The sequence below is a fragment of the Mycolicibacterium chengduense genome, from assembly GCF_033741155.1.
Taxonomy (GTDB): Bacteria; Actinomycetota; Actinomycetes; order Mycobacteriales; family Mycobacteriaceae; genus Mycobacterium.
Genome location: NZ_JAWQNH010000001.1, coordinates 714,191 through 729,007 on the forward strand (window position 1 = coordinate 714,191; position 14,817 = coordinate 729,007).

A 14,817-nucleotide genomic window follows, 5' to 3' on the forward strand; every position below is an offset into this window, starting at 1 on the left:
AGGCAGCGCTGCCACTGTTCGGCGGGATATTGGCTGTCGAAGAATTACTGCCATGACCGTCGCACTCGCCATCCTCATCCTGCTGACCCCCTTCGCCCTCGCCGTCGCACTCGGCTGGCTGGCCAACCGGTCGCACATCCTGCGACTGCACCTCGACCAGTTCCGGGTTCCCACCTCGGCATGGGACCGGTTGTTCGACACCGATCCCGACGCGAGCCGGCTGCACCACGACCTGGAGGCCATCCGCACCCGGTTCGAGCAGGCCCCGTCCTGGCCCACGTCAGGCGTGCTGGGCGAACGCCGTTAGAAACGACTCCACAGCGGCGCGGTATTCCGCAGGAGCGTCGTCGTGGATCAGATGGCCGGCACCCGGAATGCGCAGATACGTTGTGCGGTAACCGGTTTCTGCCATCCGTTGCATCTGACCCGGTGGCGCCACCGTACCGCCGGCCTCGATCAGCAACGTCGGGACCCGAATCGCTCGCCACTGCTCCCAATAGTCCCGCACACCCCACTGCCCCGCGATCTCGATCCACCGTGCCGGATGACCGTGCAGGCGCCAACCCGACTCGGTCCGATCGAAAGCATCGAGGAAGTACTGGCCCGCCACCGCGCCGAATTCGTCGAAAACCTGCTGCGGCGAGGAGAACTCGACCGGAAGCGCATGTAACCACGGCTCCCAGGCGCCGGTGGTGCGCCCGGTGAAGTCCGGCGCCATGTCCTCCACCACAACCGCGCTCACCAAGTCGGGTCGGGCCGCGGCAAGACACCAGGAGTGCAGCGCACCCATCGAATGACCTACCAGGATGGCCGGCCGGCCCAGTTCGGACACCGCGTCGGCCAAGTCCGCGACGAACCGCTCGGTGCTGATCGGATACGGATCGTCGACCTCGCGGCCCCGGTGCCACGGCGCGTCGTAGGTGTACACCGCGCCCCACCGGGTCAGCCACGGTATCTGGCGCGACCACGTGCTACCCCTGCCCATCAGGCCGTGCACCAGAACCAGCGGGGTGCCGGTGCCACCGCGCGCCGTCAGAAGTTCGGTCCGCATGCCGACATCCTGCCCGTGCCGGACACGGGTAACCTCATGCCATGCCCGTCGTGAAGATCAATGCCATCGAGGTCCCGCCCGACGCAGGCCCGGAACTGGAGAAGCGGTTCGCGCACCGCGCCCACGCGGTGGACAACCAGCCCGGCTTTCTCGGCTTCCAGCTGCTGCGCCCGGTGAAGGGCGAGAACCGCTACTTCGTGGTGACGCAGTGGGAGTCCGAGGAGGCGTTCCAGGCCTGGGCGAGCGGGCCGGCCGTCGAGGCGCACGCCGGCCAGCAGAAGAACCCGGTCGCCACCGGAGCCTCGCTGCTGGAATTCGAGGTTGTGTTGGACGTTGCGGGGACCGGCACCCAGTCCTGACGGTGCCGGGGCGGCCCGCCGGTTCACGGCACTGATCGGCACCCTCGCCCTGGCCACCGCGACGCTGGGAGGCTGCACGCCCAGCAGTACACCGCCCGCCAACGCGGGCGGTGCCGTCATCAGCACCAGCACCCCGCCGGGTGTGCGCGCCAAACAGCTGATGGACATGCTCAATTCGGACTGGCCGATCGGTCCGGTCGGGGTCAAAACTCTCGCCGATCCCGCCCAGGTCGACGACATCGGCACCACGATGGACATGATGTGGTGGGATCGGCCCTACACCCTGGCCGGCGTGGATATCGGCGCCGGGGTGTCCACCCTGCACGTGGTGACGTCTTATGGCGCACGCCAGGACATCGAGTTGCGCACCGACGACACCACCACCTTGGTCGAACGCATGACGGTGACCAATCAGCCTCTGGCACTTCACAGTTGGGCCGATGTAGACGCGGTGTTGGCCAAGACCGGCGCTCGGTACGCCTACCAGTTGTCGAAGGTCGACAACGGCCGATGCGTGAAGGTGGCCGGCACCAACACCACCGAATCCCTGCCGCTGGCTTCGATTTTCAAGCTGTACGTGCTCTACGCCGTGGCCGATGCCGTCAAGGCGGGCACCGTGCGGTGGGACGACCAGCTGACCATCACCGCCGAAGGCAAGAAGTTGGGGTCCTCGGGATTCGACAAGCTGCCCCCCGGCGCCCATATCTCGGTGCGGCAGGCGGCCGACAAGATGATCGCCACGAGTGACAACATGGCCACCGATCTGCTGATCGGGCGACTCGGGCCCGGCGCGGTGGAACGGGCGCTGGCCGAGGCCGGACACCATGACCCGGCCAGCATGACTCCGTTCCCCACCATGCACGAGATGTTCTCGATCGGTTGGGGCGAGCCGGATCTGCGTACGCAATGGCAGCATGCCGATGCCGCAGGCCGGATCGAACTGCTCAAGCAGACCAGCGCCCGCCCGTACGAACCGGATCCGCTACGCACCCACTCCCCCGCGTCGGCCTACGGCGCCGAGTGGTACGGCAGCGCCGAGGACATCTGCCGGGTGCACGCGGCACTGCAGTCGGCGGCCGTCGGGGCTGCCGCGCCGGTCCGCGATATCGTTTCGGCCATCCCGGGGATAGACCTGGACCGCGACGAATGGCCCTATATCGCCGCCAAAGCCGGGAACCTGCCCGGTGAGCTCACCTTCAGCTGGTACGCGGTGGACCGTGCCGGCCAAGCCTGGGTGCTGAGCCTGCAAACCAACTGGCCGCGCTTCTACAGTGTGCGGACCGCGGGCTGGCTGATGACGGTGATCAAGCAGATGTGGGCATTGGCGCACCGCAGTTAGAGCCTGCGCACCGTCCAGGCCTGCCCGCGGAAGTGCAGCACGGTACGGCTCACCGGCCCGATATCGATGCGCCAGAACGACTTCGGTGGCGCCTCCAGGGCGGTCAGGACGGCCGCGCGGATCACCGCCGGATGCGTCACCGCCACCACTTTGGCCGGTCGATCGGCGAGTGTGCCCAGCCAGGCGCGCACCCGACCGATCAGGTCGACGATCGTCTCACCGCCGTGCGGAGCCCGGGCCGGATCGGTGAGCCAGACGGCCAGTTCCGCCGGATCCACCCCGTCGAGGGCCGTGCCCCGCCACCGACCGTGATCCAGGTCGGCCAGCGCCGGCTCGGTATGGGGCTGTAGCCCCAACAGTTCGGCGGTCCGCACCGCACGACGTTCCGGACCGCTCATGGCGATATCGGCAGGACCGACATCGATCGTGGTATCGGTCGCCTGCCGCTGTCCCAGCGCGTTGAGCGGCTCGTCGGTGGGGAATCGCCCGGCCGCCATGGCGTCGGTCATGGCATGTGACACCAGGGTCAGCCGGACGATCTCACTCACACTGTGACGGTGCGCTGCGCGCGCTTGCCTTCCAGCAATCGCGATGCCAAGGCGCCGAACACCAGCCCGATGGTGACCCACATGACCACCTGTGTTCCCAGCGAGTACAGCCGGAACTGGTACAGGTCCTCCGCGGCGAAACCGGGGAAGACGATGGTGCCACCGGCATCGGTGATCGGGCCGGGCACCTCGTGGATGGCCGGCAGGACGAGGAACACGACGGCCATCGAGACGATGTAGCCCGCAGCGCCGAGCAACGCGGCATTCCAGCTTCCGAAGCGCGGCGCCAGCCGTCGGACCAGCAACACCGAGCCGACGAACAGCGCAGCCGAGAGCACCACGACCAAGAGGTACAGCAAGGTGCGCTGTTTAATGGTCTCGTCGAGGCTGGTCGCCGGCGGGCTCGGCGGGTACTTCAACGCCGGCACCACCCACAGCGCCACCAGCATGCCGGCCGCGATCAGCGCCGAGGTGGCCCGAGCCGACACATTCACCCGGCCGTACAGCACACAGAACACGACCGCGAACAGGGCACCCATCGCCACGCTGAACGCCAGCACGCCGAAGCCCATACCGATATTCGACTGAACGCCACGGGTGAACAACTCGGCGCCGTGCTCGTGGCCGCCGTGCGCATGCCCCGCCATGGCTTCATGGGCGGCGCCGGCACCATCCTCGAAGTCGATGGCCCGGCCGATCACCGGTTCGATGAAGATCTTTGCGAAGACGAACGCGAGCAGGCCGGCCAGGGCGCCGGCCAGTAGACCGCGCCCGATGAGGTGTTTTTCCATGGCTCAGTGGCAGGGGAAGCCGAGCAGATGGCGCGCGTCGTGCACGAACTCATGCACGTAGGTGTTGTTGCCGAACACCGACGTCGCGCCCTGATCCATCCCGACGAAGTACAGCACCAGCAATGCCAGGAAAGCCGTCGCCGTCAGCCACACCACGGCCCGGGCGGCAGAGAGGTCGATGGCGGGGACCCTTGTCTTGGGTGCCTCAGCAGAAGTCATGTCCAGTCCTTTCGGGATATCGCGTCCCAGTCGTCAAGCTGATGACGGAGTCGGGTCTGACTTTCACAGTGGCGCGACCGTTCTGGACTTACACCAGATTCCTCGTCCGTCGAGTACACACGCATAGTAAGCACAGCAGCCCTGTTCGGCGCACCTAGTCCGGGAAATCGGTGCCGACCCGATGCGGCGCGGACTCGTTGAGCACGCAAACACCTGGTCAGCGCGGCAAACCTTGGAGTTTCCTATGCATTAGTCTCACCCGCGTGACCCAACTCATACGCCGTTCCCGCGTGTGCGCCTTCGCACTTTTGGCGGTTCTGTCTTTCGTCGCCGCACCCACCGCGGCAGCCGATGCTCCGCACATCACCGATATCCAGCACGTCAACGATCGCTGGGACAAGGTCTCGGTGTACTCGCCGGCGATGAACAAGGTGATCGTCAACGACGTGTTCAAAGCGCGGTCCTCGGGTGCCCCGACGTTCTACCTGCTGCCCGGCATCGACGGCGGCGACAACCTGGATCCCGGTGGCAATTTCGCGCCCGGGTCCAAATCCTGGTTCGGCATGACCGATATCCAGGGCTTCTTCGCCAACAAGAACGTGAACGTGGTGTCCCCGCTGGGCGGTCAGTTCAGCTGGTGGACCAACTGGGTCAACGACGCCGACAAGCAGTACCAGACCTACATGACGCAGGAACTGCCGCCGCTGATCAACAAGCAGTACAACACCAACGGCCGCAATGCCGTCGGCGGCCTGTCCAGCACCGGTGGTACTGCGGTGGACTACGCCGTGCAGGCCCCCGGCCTGTTCCGCGCGGTCGCGTCCTACAGCGGCATGCTCAATCCGTCCGCCGATCCCGGGCAGGTCGGTATCACCCTGATGGGCGGCGGTCTCAGCGCGGACAACATGTGGGGACCCGGCGGCGGCCCGCTGTGGATCCAGCACGATCCGACGCTCAACGCGGGCGCGCTGAAGGGGACGGCCGTCTATGTGGCCGCTTCGGGGTCCGGCAATGTCGGCGCCGTGGACCGACTGCCGGAAGGATTCGGGCCCAACTTCACCGGCGGCCTGATCGAGCGCATCGTCGCCGACAGCACCAGGGCCTTCGCCGATGCCGCGAAGGCGGCGGGCGTCCCGGTCACCTATGTGGTCCGCCCCGACGGATCGCACACCTGGGGCCTGTTCGAGTCCGAGATGCAGGAGTCCTGGAACACCACGGTCGGCCCGGCCCTCGGGGTCCGCTGACCCGACAACGAAAATGCCCCCGGCATCGCCAGGGGCATTTTCGTTGCGACTATTCGGGGGCGTCGCGGGTCGCGACTATTCCGCTGCCGTGGCGGCCAGGTCGGCCTCGGCCGAGGCCCGCGGCTTGCCCGAGAACGTGAACTTGGCGTTCTCGCCCTGGCCTTCGCCGTCCCAGCCCTCGACATCGACGGTCACCAGCTGGCCCGGACCCACCTCGTCGAACAGGATCTTCTCGCTCAACGCGTCCTCGATCTCGCGCTGGATGGTGCGACGCAGCGGCCGGGCACCCAGCACCGGGTCGAATCCGCGCTTGGCCAGCAGCGCCTTCGCCTGGTCGGTCAGCTCCATCGTCATGTCCTTGGCCGCCAGCTGCTTGGAGACCCGGCCGATCATCAGGTCGACCATCTGGATGATCTCGTCCTGCGTCAGCTGGTGGAACACGATGATGTCGTCGATACGGTTCAGGAACTCAGGGCGGAAATGCTTCTTCAGCTCGTCGTGCACCTTGAGCTTCATCCGCTCGTAGTTGTTCTCGCCGCCACCCTGGGTGAAGCCGAGACCCACCGCCTTGGAGATATCCGAGGTGCCCAGGTTGGAGGTGAAGATCAGCACGGTGTTCTTGAAGTCGACCGTGCGGCCCTGACCGTCGGTGAGACGACCGTCCTCCAGCACCTGCAGCAGGGTGTTGTAGATCTCCTGGTGTGCCTTCTCGATCTCGTCGAACAGCACCACGCTGAACGGCTTGCGGCGCACCTTCTCGGTGAGCTGCCCGCCCTCTTCGTAGCCGACGTAGCCCGGAGGGGCACCGAACAGCCGCGACGCGGTGAAGCGGTCGTGGAACTCGCCCATGTCGATCTGGATGAGCGCGTCGTCGTCACCGAACAGGAAGTTGGCCAGCGCCTTGGACAGCTCGGTCTTACCGACACCGGACGGTCCGGCGAAGATGAACGAACCCGACGGGCGCTTGGGGTCCTTGAGACCGGCACGCGTGCGGCGGATCGCCTTGGAGACCGCCTTGACGGCGTCGACCTGACCGATGATCCGCTTGTGCAGCTCGTCCTCCATGCGCAGCAGGCGCGTGGTCTCGGCCTCGGTCAGCTTGAACACCGGGATACCGGTCCAGTTGCCGAGGACCTCGGCGATCTGCTCGTCGTCGACCTCGGCGACCACGTCCAGATCGCCTGAGCGCCACTGCTTCTCACGCTCAGCCCGCTGGGCGACGAGCTGCTTCTCCGAGTCGCGCAGCCGCGCTGCCTTCTCGAAGTCCTGCGCGTCGATCGCGGATTCCTTCTCCCGGCGCGCGTCGGCGATCTTCTCGTCGAACTCGCGCAGGTCCGGCGGCGCGGTCATCCGGCGGATGCGCATGCGCGCGCCCGCCTCGTCGATGAGGTCGATCGCCTTGTCCGGCAGGAACCGGTCGTTGATGTAGCGGTCGGCCAGCGTCGCCGCGGCGACCAGGGCGCCGTCGGTGATGGAGACGCGGTGGTGCGCCTCGTACCGGTCGCGCAGCCCCTTGAGGATCTCGATGGTGTGCTCGACGGTCGGCTCGCCAACCTGGACCGGCTGGAAGCGACGCTCCAGGGCGGCGTCCTTCTCGATGTACTTGCGGTACTCGTCGAGAGTGGTGGCACCGATGGTCTGCAGTTCACCGCGGGCCAGCTTGGGCTTGAGGATGCTGGCAGCGTCGATCGCGCCCTCGGCGGCACCGGCTCCGACCAGCGTGTGCAGCTCGTCGATGAACAGGATGATGTCGCCGCGGGTGTTGATCTCCTTGAGCACCTTCTTCAGACGCTCCTCGAAGTCACCGCGGTAGCGGCTGCCCGCGACCAGCGACCCCAGGTCCAGCGTGTAGAGCTGCTTGTCCTTCAGCGTCTCGGGGACCTCGCCGTGCACGATGGCCTGCGCCAAGCCCTCGACGACGGCGGTCTTGCCGACACCGGGCTCACCGATCAGCACCGGGTTGTTCTTGGTGCGCCGGCTCAGCACCTGCATGACCCGCTCGATTTCCTTCTCGCGGCCGATGACCGGATCGAGCTTGCCCTCCATCGCGGCGGCGGTCAGGTTGCGGCCGAACTGGTCGAGGACCAGCGAGGTGGACGGGTTGCCGGACTCGCCGCCACGGCCTCCGGTGCCCGCCTCGGCGGCTTCCTTGCCCTGGTAGCCGCTCAGCAGCTGGATGACCTGCTGGCGCACCCTGGTCAGTTCGGCGCCGAGCTTCACCAGCACCTGAGCGGCGACACCCTCGCCCTCGCGGATCAGGCCGAGCAGGATGTGCTCGGTGCCGATGTAGTTGTGGCCGAGCTGCAGTGCCTCACGCAGGGACAGCTCCAGCACCTTCTTGGCGCGCGGGGTGAACGGGATGTGCCCGGACGGGGCCTGCTGGCCCTGGCCGATGATCTCTTCGACCTGGCTCCGCACGCCTTCCAGGGAGATGCCCAGCGACTCCAACGACTTGGCCGCGACGCCTTCACCCTCGTGGATGAGGCCCAGGAGGATGTGCTCGGTGCCGATGTAGTTGTGGTTGAGCATCCGGGCTTCTTCTTGAGCCAGGACGACGACCCTGCGGGCACGGTCGGTAAATCTCTCAAACATCGGTGCTTACCTGCTCTTCCTGCTGGGGCCTTATCTACGAGGGGCACGGCTTGCGCTGCTCGACACATGGCGCCTGCCGTCCACTCTAATGGGCGGTGCCGACGGGTGCGTTGCCTTGGTTGTGCTTTGGTGCATCGCCGACGGTTCACATCCGTGGTGCACAGGTGTAACGCACAGGGAGTACCCGGCGTTACCGACGGAATACCCATTTCGGTTCGCCGGTAGCGAAAGAACGGCACAAGAGTCTGCCGTGGCGGCATCGGGGACGGGTCGACGCGCGAACCGTCCTGGCAACGACCGGTTAGGTTGCCGCGTGGAATGCGTCGATGACTTCGGCGGGAATGCGGCCGCGAGTGGACACATTGTGGCCGTTGCGGCGGGCCCACTCCCGGATGGCAGCGCTCTGCTCACGGTCGATCGCGGCGCGACCGCGGCCCGAACCGGCCGAACGACCGCGACGCCGGCCGCCGACCCGCCGGCCGGCTTCAACCCACTGCTTGAGGTCGTTGCGAAGTTTGGCGGCGTTCTTCGAAGAAAGGTCGATCTCGTAGCTCACGCCGTCGAGAGCGAATTCGACGGTCTCATCCGCAGCCGCTTCGCCGTCGAAATCATCGACCAACGTGACGGTTACTTTCTTCGCCATTAGCTCACACTGACCCTTCTGTGGCCGCCGTGGTTGTACTTGATCCCCAAAGCAATATTTGCATAGGATCGAAATTCATTCAACAAGGCCGGCAATGGGTGCGATCAGTTACCGTGCCTCCGCACAATCAGTTGCCGTGCCTTCGCACAATGGGGAACAAAACAGTCTCCCGAATCGACAACCCCGTCAATGCCATCAACAGCCGGTCAATACCCATTCCGGTGCCCGTTGTGGGCGGCATCGCATACTCCAGTGCGGCGAGAAAATCCTCGTCCAGGCGCATTGCTTCGTCATCACCGGCCGCCGCCGCGCGAGCCTGGTCCTCGAACCGTGCCCGCTGGACCACCGGGTCGATGAGTTCGGAATAGCCCGTGGCCAATTCGAATTTGCGGACGTACAGGTCCCATTTCTCCGTGACGCCGGGAATGCTGCGATGAGCACGGGTGAGCGGCGTCGTCTCGACCGGAAAGTCCCGCACGAACGTGGGCGCCCACAGCTGTTCGCCGACGGTGTGCTCCCACAGTTCCTCGACCAGTTTGCCGTGGCCGTAGCCACGATCCGTCGGTATCTCCAGCCCGAGCCGATCGGCAATTGCGCGCAACGTGTCGACACCGGTTTCCGGTGTGATCTCCTCGCCCAGCGCTTCGGACAGCGACGGGTACATTTGCAGCGACGGCCATTCTCCGTCCAGGTCATAGGTGCTGCCATCCGGCAGTGGCACCAACCTCGTGCCGATCGCCTCGTCGGCAACCTCCTGAATAATTTCGCGGGTGACCCGCGCCGAATCGTCGTAGGTGCCGTAGGCCTGATATGTCTCGAGCATCGCGAATTCGGGCGAATGCGTGGAATCCGCGCCTTCGTTCCGAAAGTTGCGATTCAACTCGAAGACCTTCTCGAAACCGCCCACCAGGCACCGCTTGAGGAACAACTCCGGCGCGATGCGCAAGTACAGGTCGGCATCGAGGGCATTCGAGTGGGTGACGAAAGGCCGGGCCGCCGCCCCGCCGGGCAGGGTCTGCAGCATCGGCGTCTCGACTTCGAGGAAACCCCGACGCTCCAATGCCGAGCGGACCGCTCGCACCACCGCGATGCGCTGCCGGGCGATGGTCCGCGCCTCCGGCCGGACGATCAGGTCGACATAGCGCTGCCGGACCCGGCTCTCCTCGCTCATCTCCTTATGCGCCACCGGAAGCGGTCGCAGCGCCTTGGAAACAATTTGCCAGGAATCGGCAAGCACAGACAATTCACCGCGCCGCGAGCTGATCACCTGGCCGTGTACGAAGACGATGTCACCGAGATCGACATCGGCCTTCCAGGCATCCAGCGATTCCTGCCCCACCTCGGCCAGGCTGATCATCGCCTGCAACTGGGTGCCGTCACCATCCTGCAGCGTGGCGAAGCAGAGCTTGCCAGAGTTGCGGGCGAACACCACCCGGGCCGCCACCCCGACGATATCGCCGGTCTGGGTGTCGACCTCCAGGTCCGGGTAGGCGGCGCGCAGCTCCGCCAGCGAGTGGGTGCGGGCCACGTGCACCGGGTACGGGTCACGTCCCTCGGCGAGCAGGCGCTCACGCTTGGCCTGACGAATGCGGTACTGCTCCGGAATGTCGTCGGAGTCGGCCGAGTTCGCGGCGGGGTGGGCGGACGCATCAGAAGAACTCACGACGTGCCAGCTTAAATGAACACGTGAGCCCGCCGCCGCACGCCGCCTTCGCCGCCCTGGCCGGTGAGCGCCTCGACTGGCGTTTCAAAGGCGTTCCGCCCGGCTGGCAGGACGCCACGACGGTCGAGATCCTGGCCGCCGCGCCGGTGCTCTTCGACGCCGGTCTGACCGGACCGGTGTGCGTGCTGCGGGAGCCCGCGCTCGCCCACAACCTCGCGGCCATGTCCACCTGGTGCCGGGATCGGGGCGTGCAACTGGCGCCGCACGGCAAGACCCACATGTCACCGCAGCTGTTCAGCAGGCAGTCCGCCGCCGGAGCCTGCGCTGTCACGGTGGCCACCATCGCGCAGGCGCGGGTGTACCGGGCGTTCGGAGTGAACGCCATCGTGCTGGCCAACGAACTCGTCGAACCGGTCGGGTTGGCCTGGTTGGCCGGCGAGCTGGACGCCGACCCCGCTCTCGATGCGGTGTGCTGGGTGGACTCGGTGCGCGGGGTCGAGCTGATGACGGAGGCGCTGGCCGGCGCCACCCGCCCGCTGGACGTGTGCGTCGAGGTGGGCATGGCGGGCGGCCGGACCGGCTGCCGGGCCGCAGCCGACGTGGACGCGGTGGCCGCGGCCGCCGCGGCGTCGCCACGGTTACGGCTGGTCGGGGTGGCGGGCTATGAGGCGGTCGGAACGGGCGCCGCACGGGATGCCGGTCCGGAGGCCGTCGCCCAGGTGCGCGCCCAGCTGTCCGAGATGCGCGCGGCGCTGACCCGGCTGGCCCCGCTGTTCGAGACCGACGAAGTGATCGTGACCGCAGGCGGCAGCACCTATCCCGACGTCGTCGCCGACGAACTCGCGGGCGCGGCCCAGCGGGTGATCCTGCGCAGCGGCTGCTATCTGACCCACGATCACGGGTTGTACGCGGCAACCTCGCCCCTGCCGATGCGCCCCGCGATGCAGGTCTGGGCCCCGGTGCTGTCCCGCCCCGAACCGAGTCTGGCGCTGGTCGGGATGGGCCGGCGCGACGTCTCCTTCGACGCCGGCCTGCCCGTCGCGCTGAGCCTGCCCGGCGCCGCGGTGACCAAGCTCAACGACCAGCACGCCTACCTGCAGCTGGCCGGGCACACCGTCGCGGTCGGCGATCGGCTCGGATTCGGCATCTCGCACCCCTGCACGACATTCGACAAATGGCAGCTGATCCCGGTGCTCGACGACGCCGACCGGGTGGTGGACCTGGTGCGGACGTTCTTCTAGTCGAGACGGCCTTCTAGTTGGAGCGGCGCAGCCGCTGGTTGTCCCGGTTGCGCTCGTACACCAGCCGCAAACCGTCCAGCGTCAGGTTCGGCTCGTAGTGTTCGACGGTGCGCAGATCCGGTAGCACCAGCGGGGCCGAATGCCCGGTTGCCACCACGGCCACCTCACTGCCCGCGAAACCGTCGACATCCGAACGGATCCGGCTGACCAACCCGTCCACCAAGCCCGCGAACCCGAACACCGCCCCGGCCTGCATGCACTCCACGGTGTTCTTGCCGATCACCGAGCGCGGCCGGGTCAATTCGACCCGGCGCAGCGCGGCCGACCGCGCGGCGGCGGCGTCGGAGGACACCTGCACACCGGGGGCGATGGCACCGCCGAGGAATTCACCCTTGGCCGACACCACGTCGACACAGATCGACGATCCGAAATCGACCACGATGGCCGCCGAGCCGTACTTGTGAAAAGTGGACAGGCAGTTGACGATCCGGTCGGCGCCGACTTCCTTGGGGTTGTCGACGAGCAGCGGGATGCCGGTACGCACCCCGGGTTCGATCAGCACGTGCGGCACCGCAGGCCAGTACTGGTCGAGCATCAGCCGGATCTCGTGCAGCACCGAGGGCACCGTGGACAGCGCGGTGGCACCGGTCAGCTGCTCGGTCGCATCGCCGATCAGCCCGTCGATGGTCAGCGCCAGCTCGTCGGCGGTGATCTCGGATTCGGTTCGGATGCGCCAGTTCTGGGTTACCTTCGCGTGATCACCGGACCCGGCGACCAGTCCGACCACCGTGTGGGTGTTACGAACGTCGATGGCGAGCAGCATCAGCGCGGCGACATCAAGCCGGCCGCATCGGCCGGTACGAAGGCGGGATCCGAACCGAGGTCGACCTGCCGGTTGGCGGCGTCCACGAAGACGATCCTGGGCTGGTATTCGCGGGCCTGCGCGTCTTCCATGGTGCCGTAGGCGATCAAGATGACCAGATCGCCCGGATGCACCAGATGAGCTGCGGCACCGTTGATCCCGATGATCCCGCTGCCCCGTTCGCCGGTGATGACGTAGGTAACCAGCCGGTTGCCGTTGTCGATATCGACGATGGTCACCTGCTCACCCTCGAGCAGGTCGGCGGCGTCCATCAGGTCTGCGTCGATGGTCACCGACCCGACGTAATGCAAGTCTGCTTGGGTCACCGTGGCGCGGTGGATCTTCGACTTCAGCATGGTACGTAACATCAATTCCTCCAAGGTAATTCATGCTCGTCGTACTCGACGTCCGGGCCCAGTCCGGACGGCACGCCGATATCGACGGCCACGTTGTCCAGCAGCCGGGTACCACCGATCCTGGCCGCCACCAGCATTCGCGCCCGGCCCTGCTCGGGCGCCGGGCCCAGCCAGGTGTCACGCACCACCAGGTAATCGACCTCGATGGCCGGCACCTCGTCGAGCACCGCCCGCGCCGCGTCGAGGGCGGACTCCACACCCTCGCCGGCACCGTACATCCCGGCCAACAGCGCCGCCGACAGTGCGCTCGCCTGTTCGCGGTCGCTTTCGCTGAGGTAGCGGTTGCGCGACGACATGGCGAGGCCGTCGGCTTCCCGGACCGTGGGCACCCCGACGATGCGGGTGTCCAGGTTCAGATCGTCGGCCATCTGCCGGATCAGCACCAGCTGCTGGTAGTCCTTCTCGCCGAAGTACGCCCGGTCCGGCCGGACGATCTGCAGCAACTTAAGCACCACGGTCAGCATCCCGGCGAAATGTGTTGGCCGCGAGGCACCTTCGAGCTCGGAACCGAGCGCACCGGGGTGCACGCTGGTCCGCGGCCCGTTCGGGTACATCTCGGCCACGCTCGGCGCGAACACCACATCCACCCCCTCGGAGCGCAACGCAGCGAGGTCGGCGTCCAGGGTGCGCGGGTAGGCGTCCAGATCCTCCCCGGCGCCGAACTGCAACGGGTTGACGAAGATCGACACCACCACCACCGAACCCGGCACCTGCTTGGCGGTGCGCACCAGGCTCAGATGCCCGTCGTGCAAGGCGCCCATGGTCGGCACCAGCGCCACCCGGCGGCCGGTGGCCCGCAGCGCCCGCGTCAGGTCGGCGACGTCCGACGGGCGGGTGTAGAGATTGAGCTCCCCCGCGGTGAAGCTGGGCGGTCTGGTGGCGTTCACTGCTGATCGGTCCCCTTTTGTGCGAGCACGTCGAACACGTCCTTGGGTGCGTGCGCCCGCTGGGCGGTACGCAACGAATTGGCCCGATATGCTTGTGCCAGTTCAGGATCGGACTCGGCAAGGGCTACCAGATGGCCGGCCACCGCCGCGGCGTCGCCGCGCGCCACCGGACCGGTGAGCGCGGACTGCCCGCGCTGCAGCACGTTGTCCAGCGACGCCCGGGCCAGCGGGCCGACGATCCGTTCGGCCAGCCCGCCCGGTGCGTCGCCCACCAGTTCCTGGCCGAGCAATTCGTTGCCGCGCAAGGCATGACGCAGCGCGGTCAGAGAGTCGAGCACCACGGTGGCCAGATGATTGCTGGCGTGCGCCAGGGCCGCGTGATACAGCGCGCGAGCGTCCTCGCGCACCCGGAACGGCTCGCCGCCGATCTCCAACACCAAAGCCTGGGCGATGGCGTAGCCGACCTCGTCGGCGGCGGTGACACCGAAACAGGTGTCGGGCAGCCGGCTGATGTCCTCATCCGCCCCGGTGAAGGTCATCGCCGGATGGATGGCCAACGGGATACAGCCCTGCTCGGTCAGCGGGGCCAGCACACCGACACCGTTGGCGCCGGAGGTGTGCGCGACGATCGTCCCCGGCCGGACCGCGGAGGTCGCCGCCAGGCCGGACACCAGTGCGCCCAACTCGGAATCCGGGACGGCCAGCACCAGGAGTTCGGCACGGGCAGCGACGTCATGGACCGGCAGAACCGCGGTGTCCGGCAGCCGACGAGCCGCGCGGTCGCGGGATGCCCGGGAGATCGCGCTACAGGCCACCACCACGTGGCCGGCACGTTCCAGCGCCACCCCCAACGCCGACCCGACCCGCCCCGCCGACACCACGCCGACCGTCAGCCGGGCCGGACGCAGGCCGTCGGGCCCACCGCTGGCAGACCACGAAGCCGAAGGGGACTGCACCATCGC

16 protein-coding genes are annotated in these 14,817 nt (G+C 67.2%); 5 read left to right on the forward strand and 11 right to left on the reverse strand.

All coding sequences use genetic code 11. The features are described 5' to 3' along the window. The first annotated feature begins 52 nt into the window (after nt 1-52). Entirely contained in the window at nt 53-307 is a 255-nt protein-coding gene (locus SBI67_RS03630) for a hypothetical protein (protein ID WP_318979229.1), read from the forward strand. Here the strand turns inward: SBI67_RS03630 and SBI67_RS03635 are convergent. Continuing rightward, nucleotides 281-1,051, reverse strand: coding sequence for an alpha/beta fold hydrolase (locus SBI67_RS03635; protein WP_318979230.1), 771 nt, complete (start codon nt 1,049-1,051; stop codon nt 281-283). The genes SBI67_RS03630 and SBI67_RS03635 overlap by 27 nt on opposite strands. A gap of 41 nt (nt 1,052-1,092) precedes the next feature. Here SBI67_RS03635 and mhuD point away from each other — a divergent pair, with 41 nt between their 5' ends. Together mhuD and SBI67_RS03645 are read left to right on the forward strand one after the other, a co-directional pair. Beyond that, the gene (gene mhuD / locus SBI67_RS03640; protein WP_024451612.1) at nt 1,093-1,410 is read left to right on the forward strand and encodes a mycobilin-forming heme oxygenase MhuD; all 318 of its coding nucleotides are present in this window, start codon (nt 1,093-1,095) and stop codon (nt 1,408-1,410) included. After that, nucleotides 1,385-2,749 carry a serine hydrolase gene (locus tag SBI67_RS03645; protein WP_413232388.1) on the forward strand — a complete coding sequence of 455 codons (1,365 nt, stop codon included), beginning with the start codon at nt 1,385-1,387 and terminating at the stop codon, nt 2,747-2,749. The genes mhuD and SBI67_RS03645 overlap by 26 nt, the downstream gene beginning before the upstream one ends. Here the strand turns inward: SBI67_RS03645 and SBI67_RS03650 are convergent. The 3 genes from SBI67_RS03650 to SBI67_RS03660 are packed head-to-tail and all read right to left on the reverse strand — an operon-like array spanning nt 2,746 to nt 4,307. Continuing rightward, nucleotides 2,746-3,297 carry a histidine phosphatase family protein gene (locus SBI67_RS03650; RefSeq protein ID WP_318979231.1) on the reverse strand — a complete coding sequence of 184 codons (552 nt, stop codon included), beginning with the start codon at nt 3,295-3,297 and terminating at the stop codon, nt 2,746-2,748. The two genes, SBI67_RS03645 and SBI67_RS03650, sit on opposite strands and share 4 nt — an antisense overlap. Further along, complete coding sequence (locus SBI67_RS03655) at nt 3,294-4,088, reverse strand: CbtA family protein (protein WP_318979232.1); 795 nt, start codon at nt 4,086-4,088, stop codon at nt 3,294-3,296. Before SBI67_RS03655 ends, SBI67_RS03650 begins: the two co-directional genes overlap by 4 nt. A 3-nt stretch (nt 4,089-4,091) precedes the next feature. Next, on the reverse strand, nt 4,092-4,307 hold the full coding sequence (locus tag SBI67_RS03660) for a CbtB domain-containing protein (protein ID WP_024451616.1): 216 nt from the start codon (nt 4,305-4,307) through the stop codon (nt 4,092-4,094). 263 nt (nt 4,308-4,570) lie between these two features. Here SBI67_RS03660 and SBI67_RS03665 point away from each other — a divergent pair, with 263 nt between their 5' ends. Continuing rightward, the gene (locus SBI67_RS03665; RefSeq protein ID WP_318979233.1) at nt 4,571-5,551 is read left to right on the forward strand and encodes an alpha/beta hydrolase; all 981 of its coding nucleotides are present in this window, start codon (nt 4,571-4,573) and stop codon (nt 5,549-5,551) included. 75 nt (nt 5,552-5,626) lie between these two features. On the opposite strand, the gene clpC1 is transcribed toward SBI67_RS03665, so the two are convergent. The 3 genes from clpC1 to lysS all read right to left on the reverse strand — a co-directional run bounded on the left by clpC1 (nt 5,627) and on the right by lysS (nt 10,449). After that, on the reverse strand, nt 5,627-8,143 hold the full coding sequence (gene clpC1 / locus SBI67_RS03670; protein ID WP_266049426.1) for an ATP-dependent protease ATP-binding subunit ClpC: 2,517 nt from the start codon (nt 8,141-8,143) through the stop codon (nt 5,627-5,629). A 301-nt stretch (nt 8,144-8,444) separates the two neighbouring features. Further along, complete coding sequence (gene lsr2, locus SBI67_RS03675) at nt 8,445-8,786, reverse strand: histone-like nucleoid-structuring protein Lsr2 (RefSeq protein ID WP_024455717.1); 342 nt, start codon at nt 8,784-8,786, stop codon at nt 8,445-8,447. 127 nt (nt 8,787-8,913) lie between these two features. After that, complete coding sequence (gene lysS / locus SBI67_RS03680) at nt 8,914-10,449, reverse strand: lysine--tRNA ligase (protein ID WP_318979234.1); 1,536 nt, start codon at nt 10,447-10,449, stop codon at nt 8,914-8,916. A 23-nt stretch (nt 10,450-10,472) separates the two neighbouring features. Between lysS and SBI67_RS03685 the strand changes: the two genes are divergently transcribed. Beyond that, the gene (locus SBI67_RS03685) at nt 10,473-11,690 is read left to right on the forward strand and encodes an alanine racemase (RefSeq protein WP_318979235.1); all 1,218 of its coding nucleotides are present in this window, start codon (nt 10,473-10,475) and stop codon (nt 11,688-11,690) included. A gap of 13 nt (nt 11,691-11,703) precedes the next feature. On the opposite strand, the gene SBI67_RS03690 is transcribed toward SBI67_RS03685, so the two are convergent. The 4 genes from SBI67_RS03690 to SBI67_RS03705 are packed head-to-tail and all read right to left on the reverse strand — an operon-like array spanning nt 11,704 to nt 14,814. Continuing rightward, on the reverse strand, nt 11,704-12,513 hold the full coding sequence (locus SBI67_RS03690) for a type III pantothenate kinase (protein WP_318979236.1): 810 nt from the start codon (nt 12,511-12,513) through the stop codon (nt 11,704-11,706). Beyond that, nucleotides 12,513-12,920 carry an aspartate 1-decarboxylase gene (gene panD / locus SBI67_RS03695; protein WP_318979237.1) on the reverse strand — a complete coding sequence of 136 codons (408 nt, stop codon included), beginning with the start codon at nt 12,918-12,920 and terminating at the stop codon, nt 12,513-12,515. Before panD ends, SBI67_RS03690 begins: the two co-directional genes overlap by 1 nt. Next, on the reverse strand, nt 12,920-13,855 hold the full coding sequence (gene panC / locus SBI67_RS03700; RefSeq protein ID WP_318979238.1) for a pantoate--beta-alanine ligase: 936 nt from the start codon (nt 13,853-13,855) through the stop codon (nt 12,920-12,922). Before panC ends, panD begins: the two co-directional genes overlap by 1 nt. Then, on the reverse strand, nt 13,852-14,814 hold the full coding sequence (locus SBI67_RS03705; protein WP_318979239.1) for a Rossmann-like and DUF2520 domain-containing protein: 963 nt from the start codon (nt 14,812-14,814) through the stop codon (nt 13,852-13,854). Before SBI67_RS03705 ends, panC begins: the two co-directional genes overlap by 4 nt. Between the last annotated feature and the right edge of the window lie 3 nt (nt 14,815-14,817).

What these genes read in the sequence shown, in the direction of transcription:
- SBI67_RS03635 (WP_318979230.1), bottom strand. Translation starts at nt 1,051, where the DNA reads ATGCGGACCGAACTTCTGACGGCGCGCGGTGGCACCGGCACCCCGCTG.
- panD (WP_318979237.1), bottom strand. Translation starts at nt 12,920, where the DNA reads ATGTTACGTACCATGCTGAAGTCGAAGATCCACCGCGCCACGGTGACC.
- SBI67_RS03705 (WP_318979239.1), bottom strand. Translation starts at nt 14,814, where the DNA reads ATGGTGCAGTCCCCTTCGGCTTCGTGGTCTGCCAGCGGTGGGCCCGAC.
- SBI67_RS03660 (WP_024451616.1), bottom strand. Translation starts at nt 4,307, where the DNA reads ATGACTTCTGCTGAGGCACCCAAGACAAGGGTCCCCGCCATCGACCTC.
- mhuD (WP_024451612.1), top strand. Translation starts at nt 1,093, where the DNA reads ATGCCCGTCGTGAAGATCAATGCCATCGAGGTCCCGCCCGACGCAGGC.
- SBI67_RS03655 (WP_318979232.1), bottom strand. Translation starts at nt 4,088, where the DNA reads ATGGAAAAACACCTCATCGGGCGCGGTCTACTGGCCGGCGCCCTGGCC.
- SBI67_RS03690 (WP_318979236.1), bottom strand. Translation starts at nt 12,513, where the DNA reads ATGCTGCTCGCCATCGACGTTCGTAACACCCACACGGTGGTCGGACTG.
- SBI67_RS03630 (WP_318979229.1), top strand. Translation starts at nt 53, where the DNA reads ATGACCGTCGCACTCGCCATCCTCATCCTGCTGACCCCCTTCGCCCTC.
- clpC1 (WP_266049426.1), bottom strand. Translation starts at nt 8,143, where the DNA reads ATGTTTGAGAGATTTACCGACCGTGCCCGCAGGGTCGTCGTCCTGGCT.
- lsr2 (WP_024455717.1), bottom strand. Translation starts at nt 8,786, where the DNA reads ATGGCGAAGAAAGTAACCGTCACGTTGGTCGATGATTTCGACGGCGAA.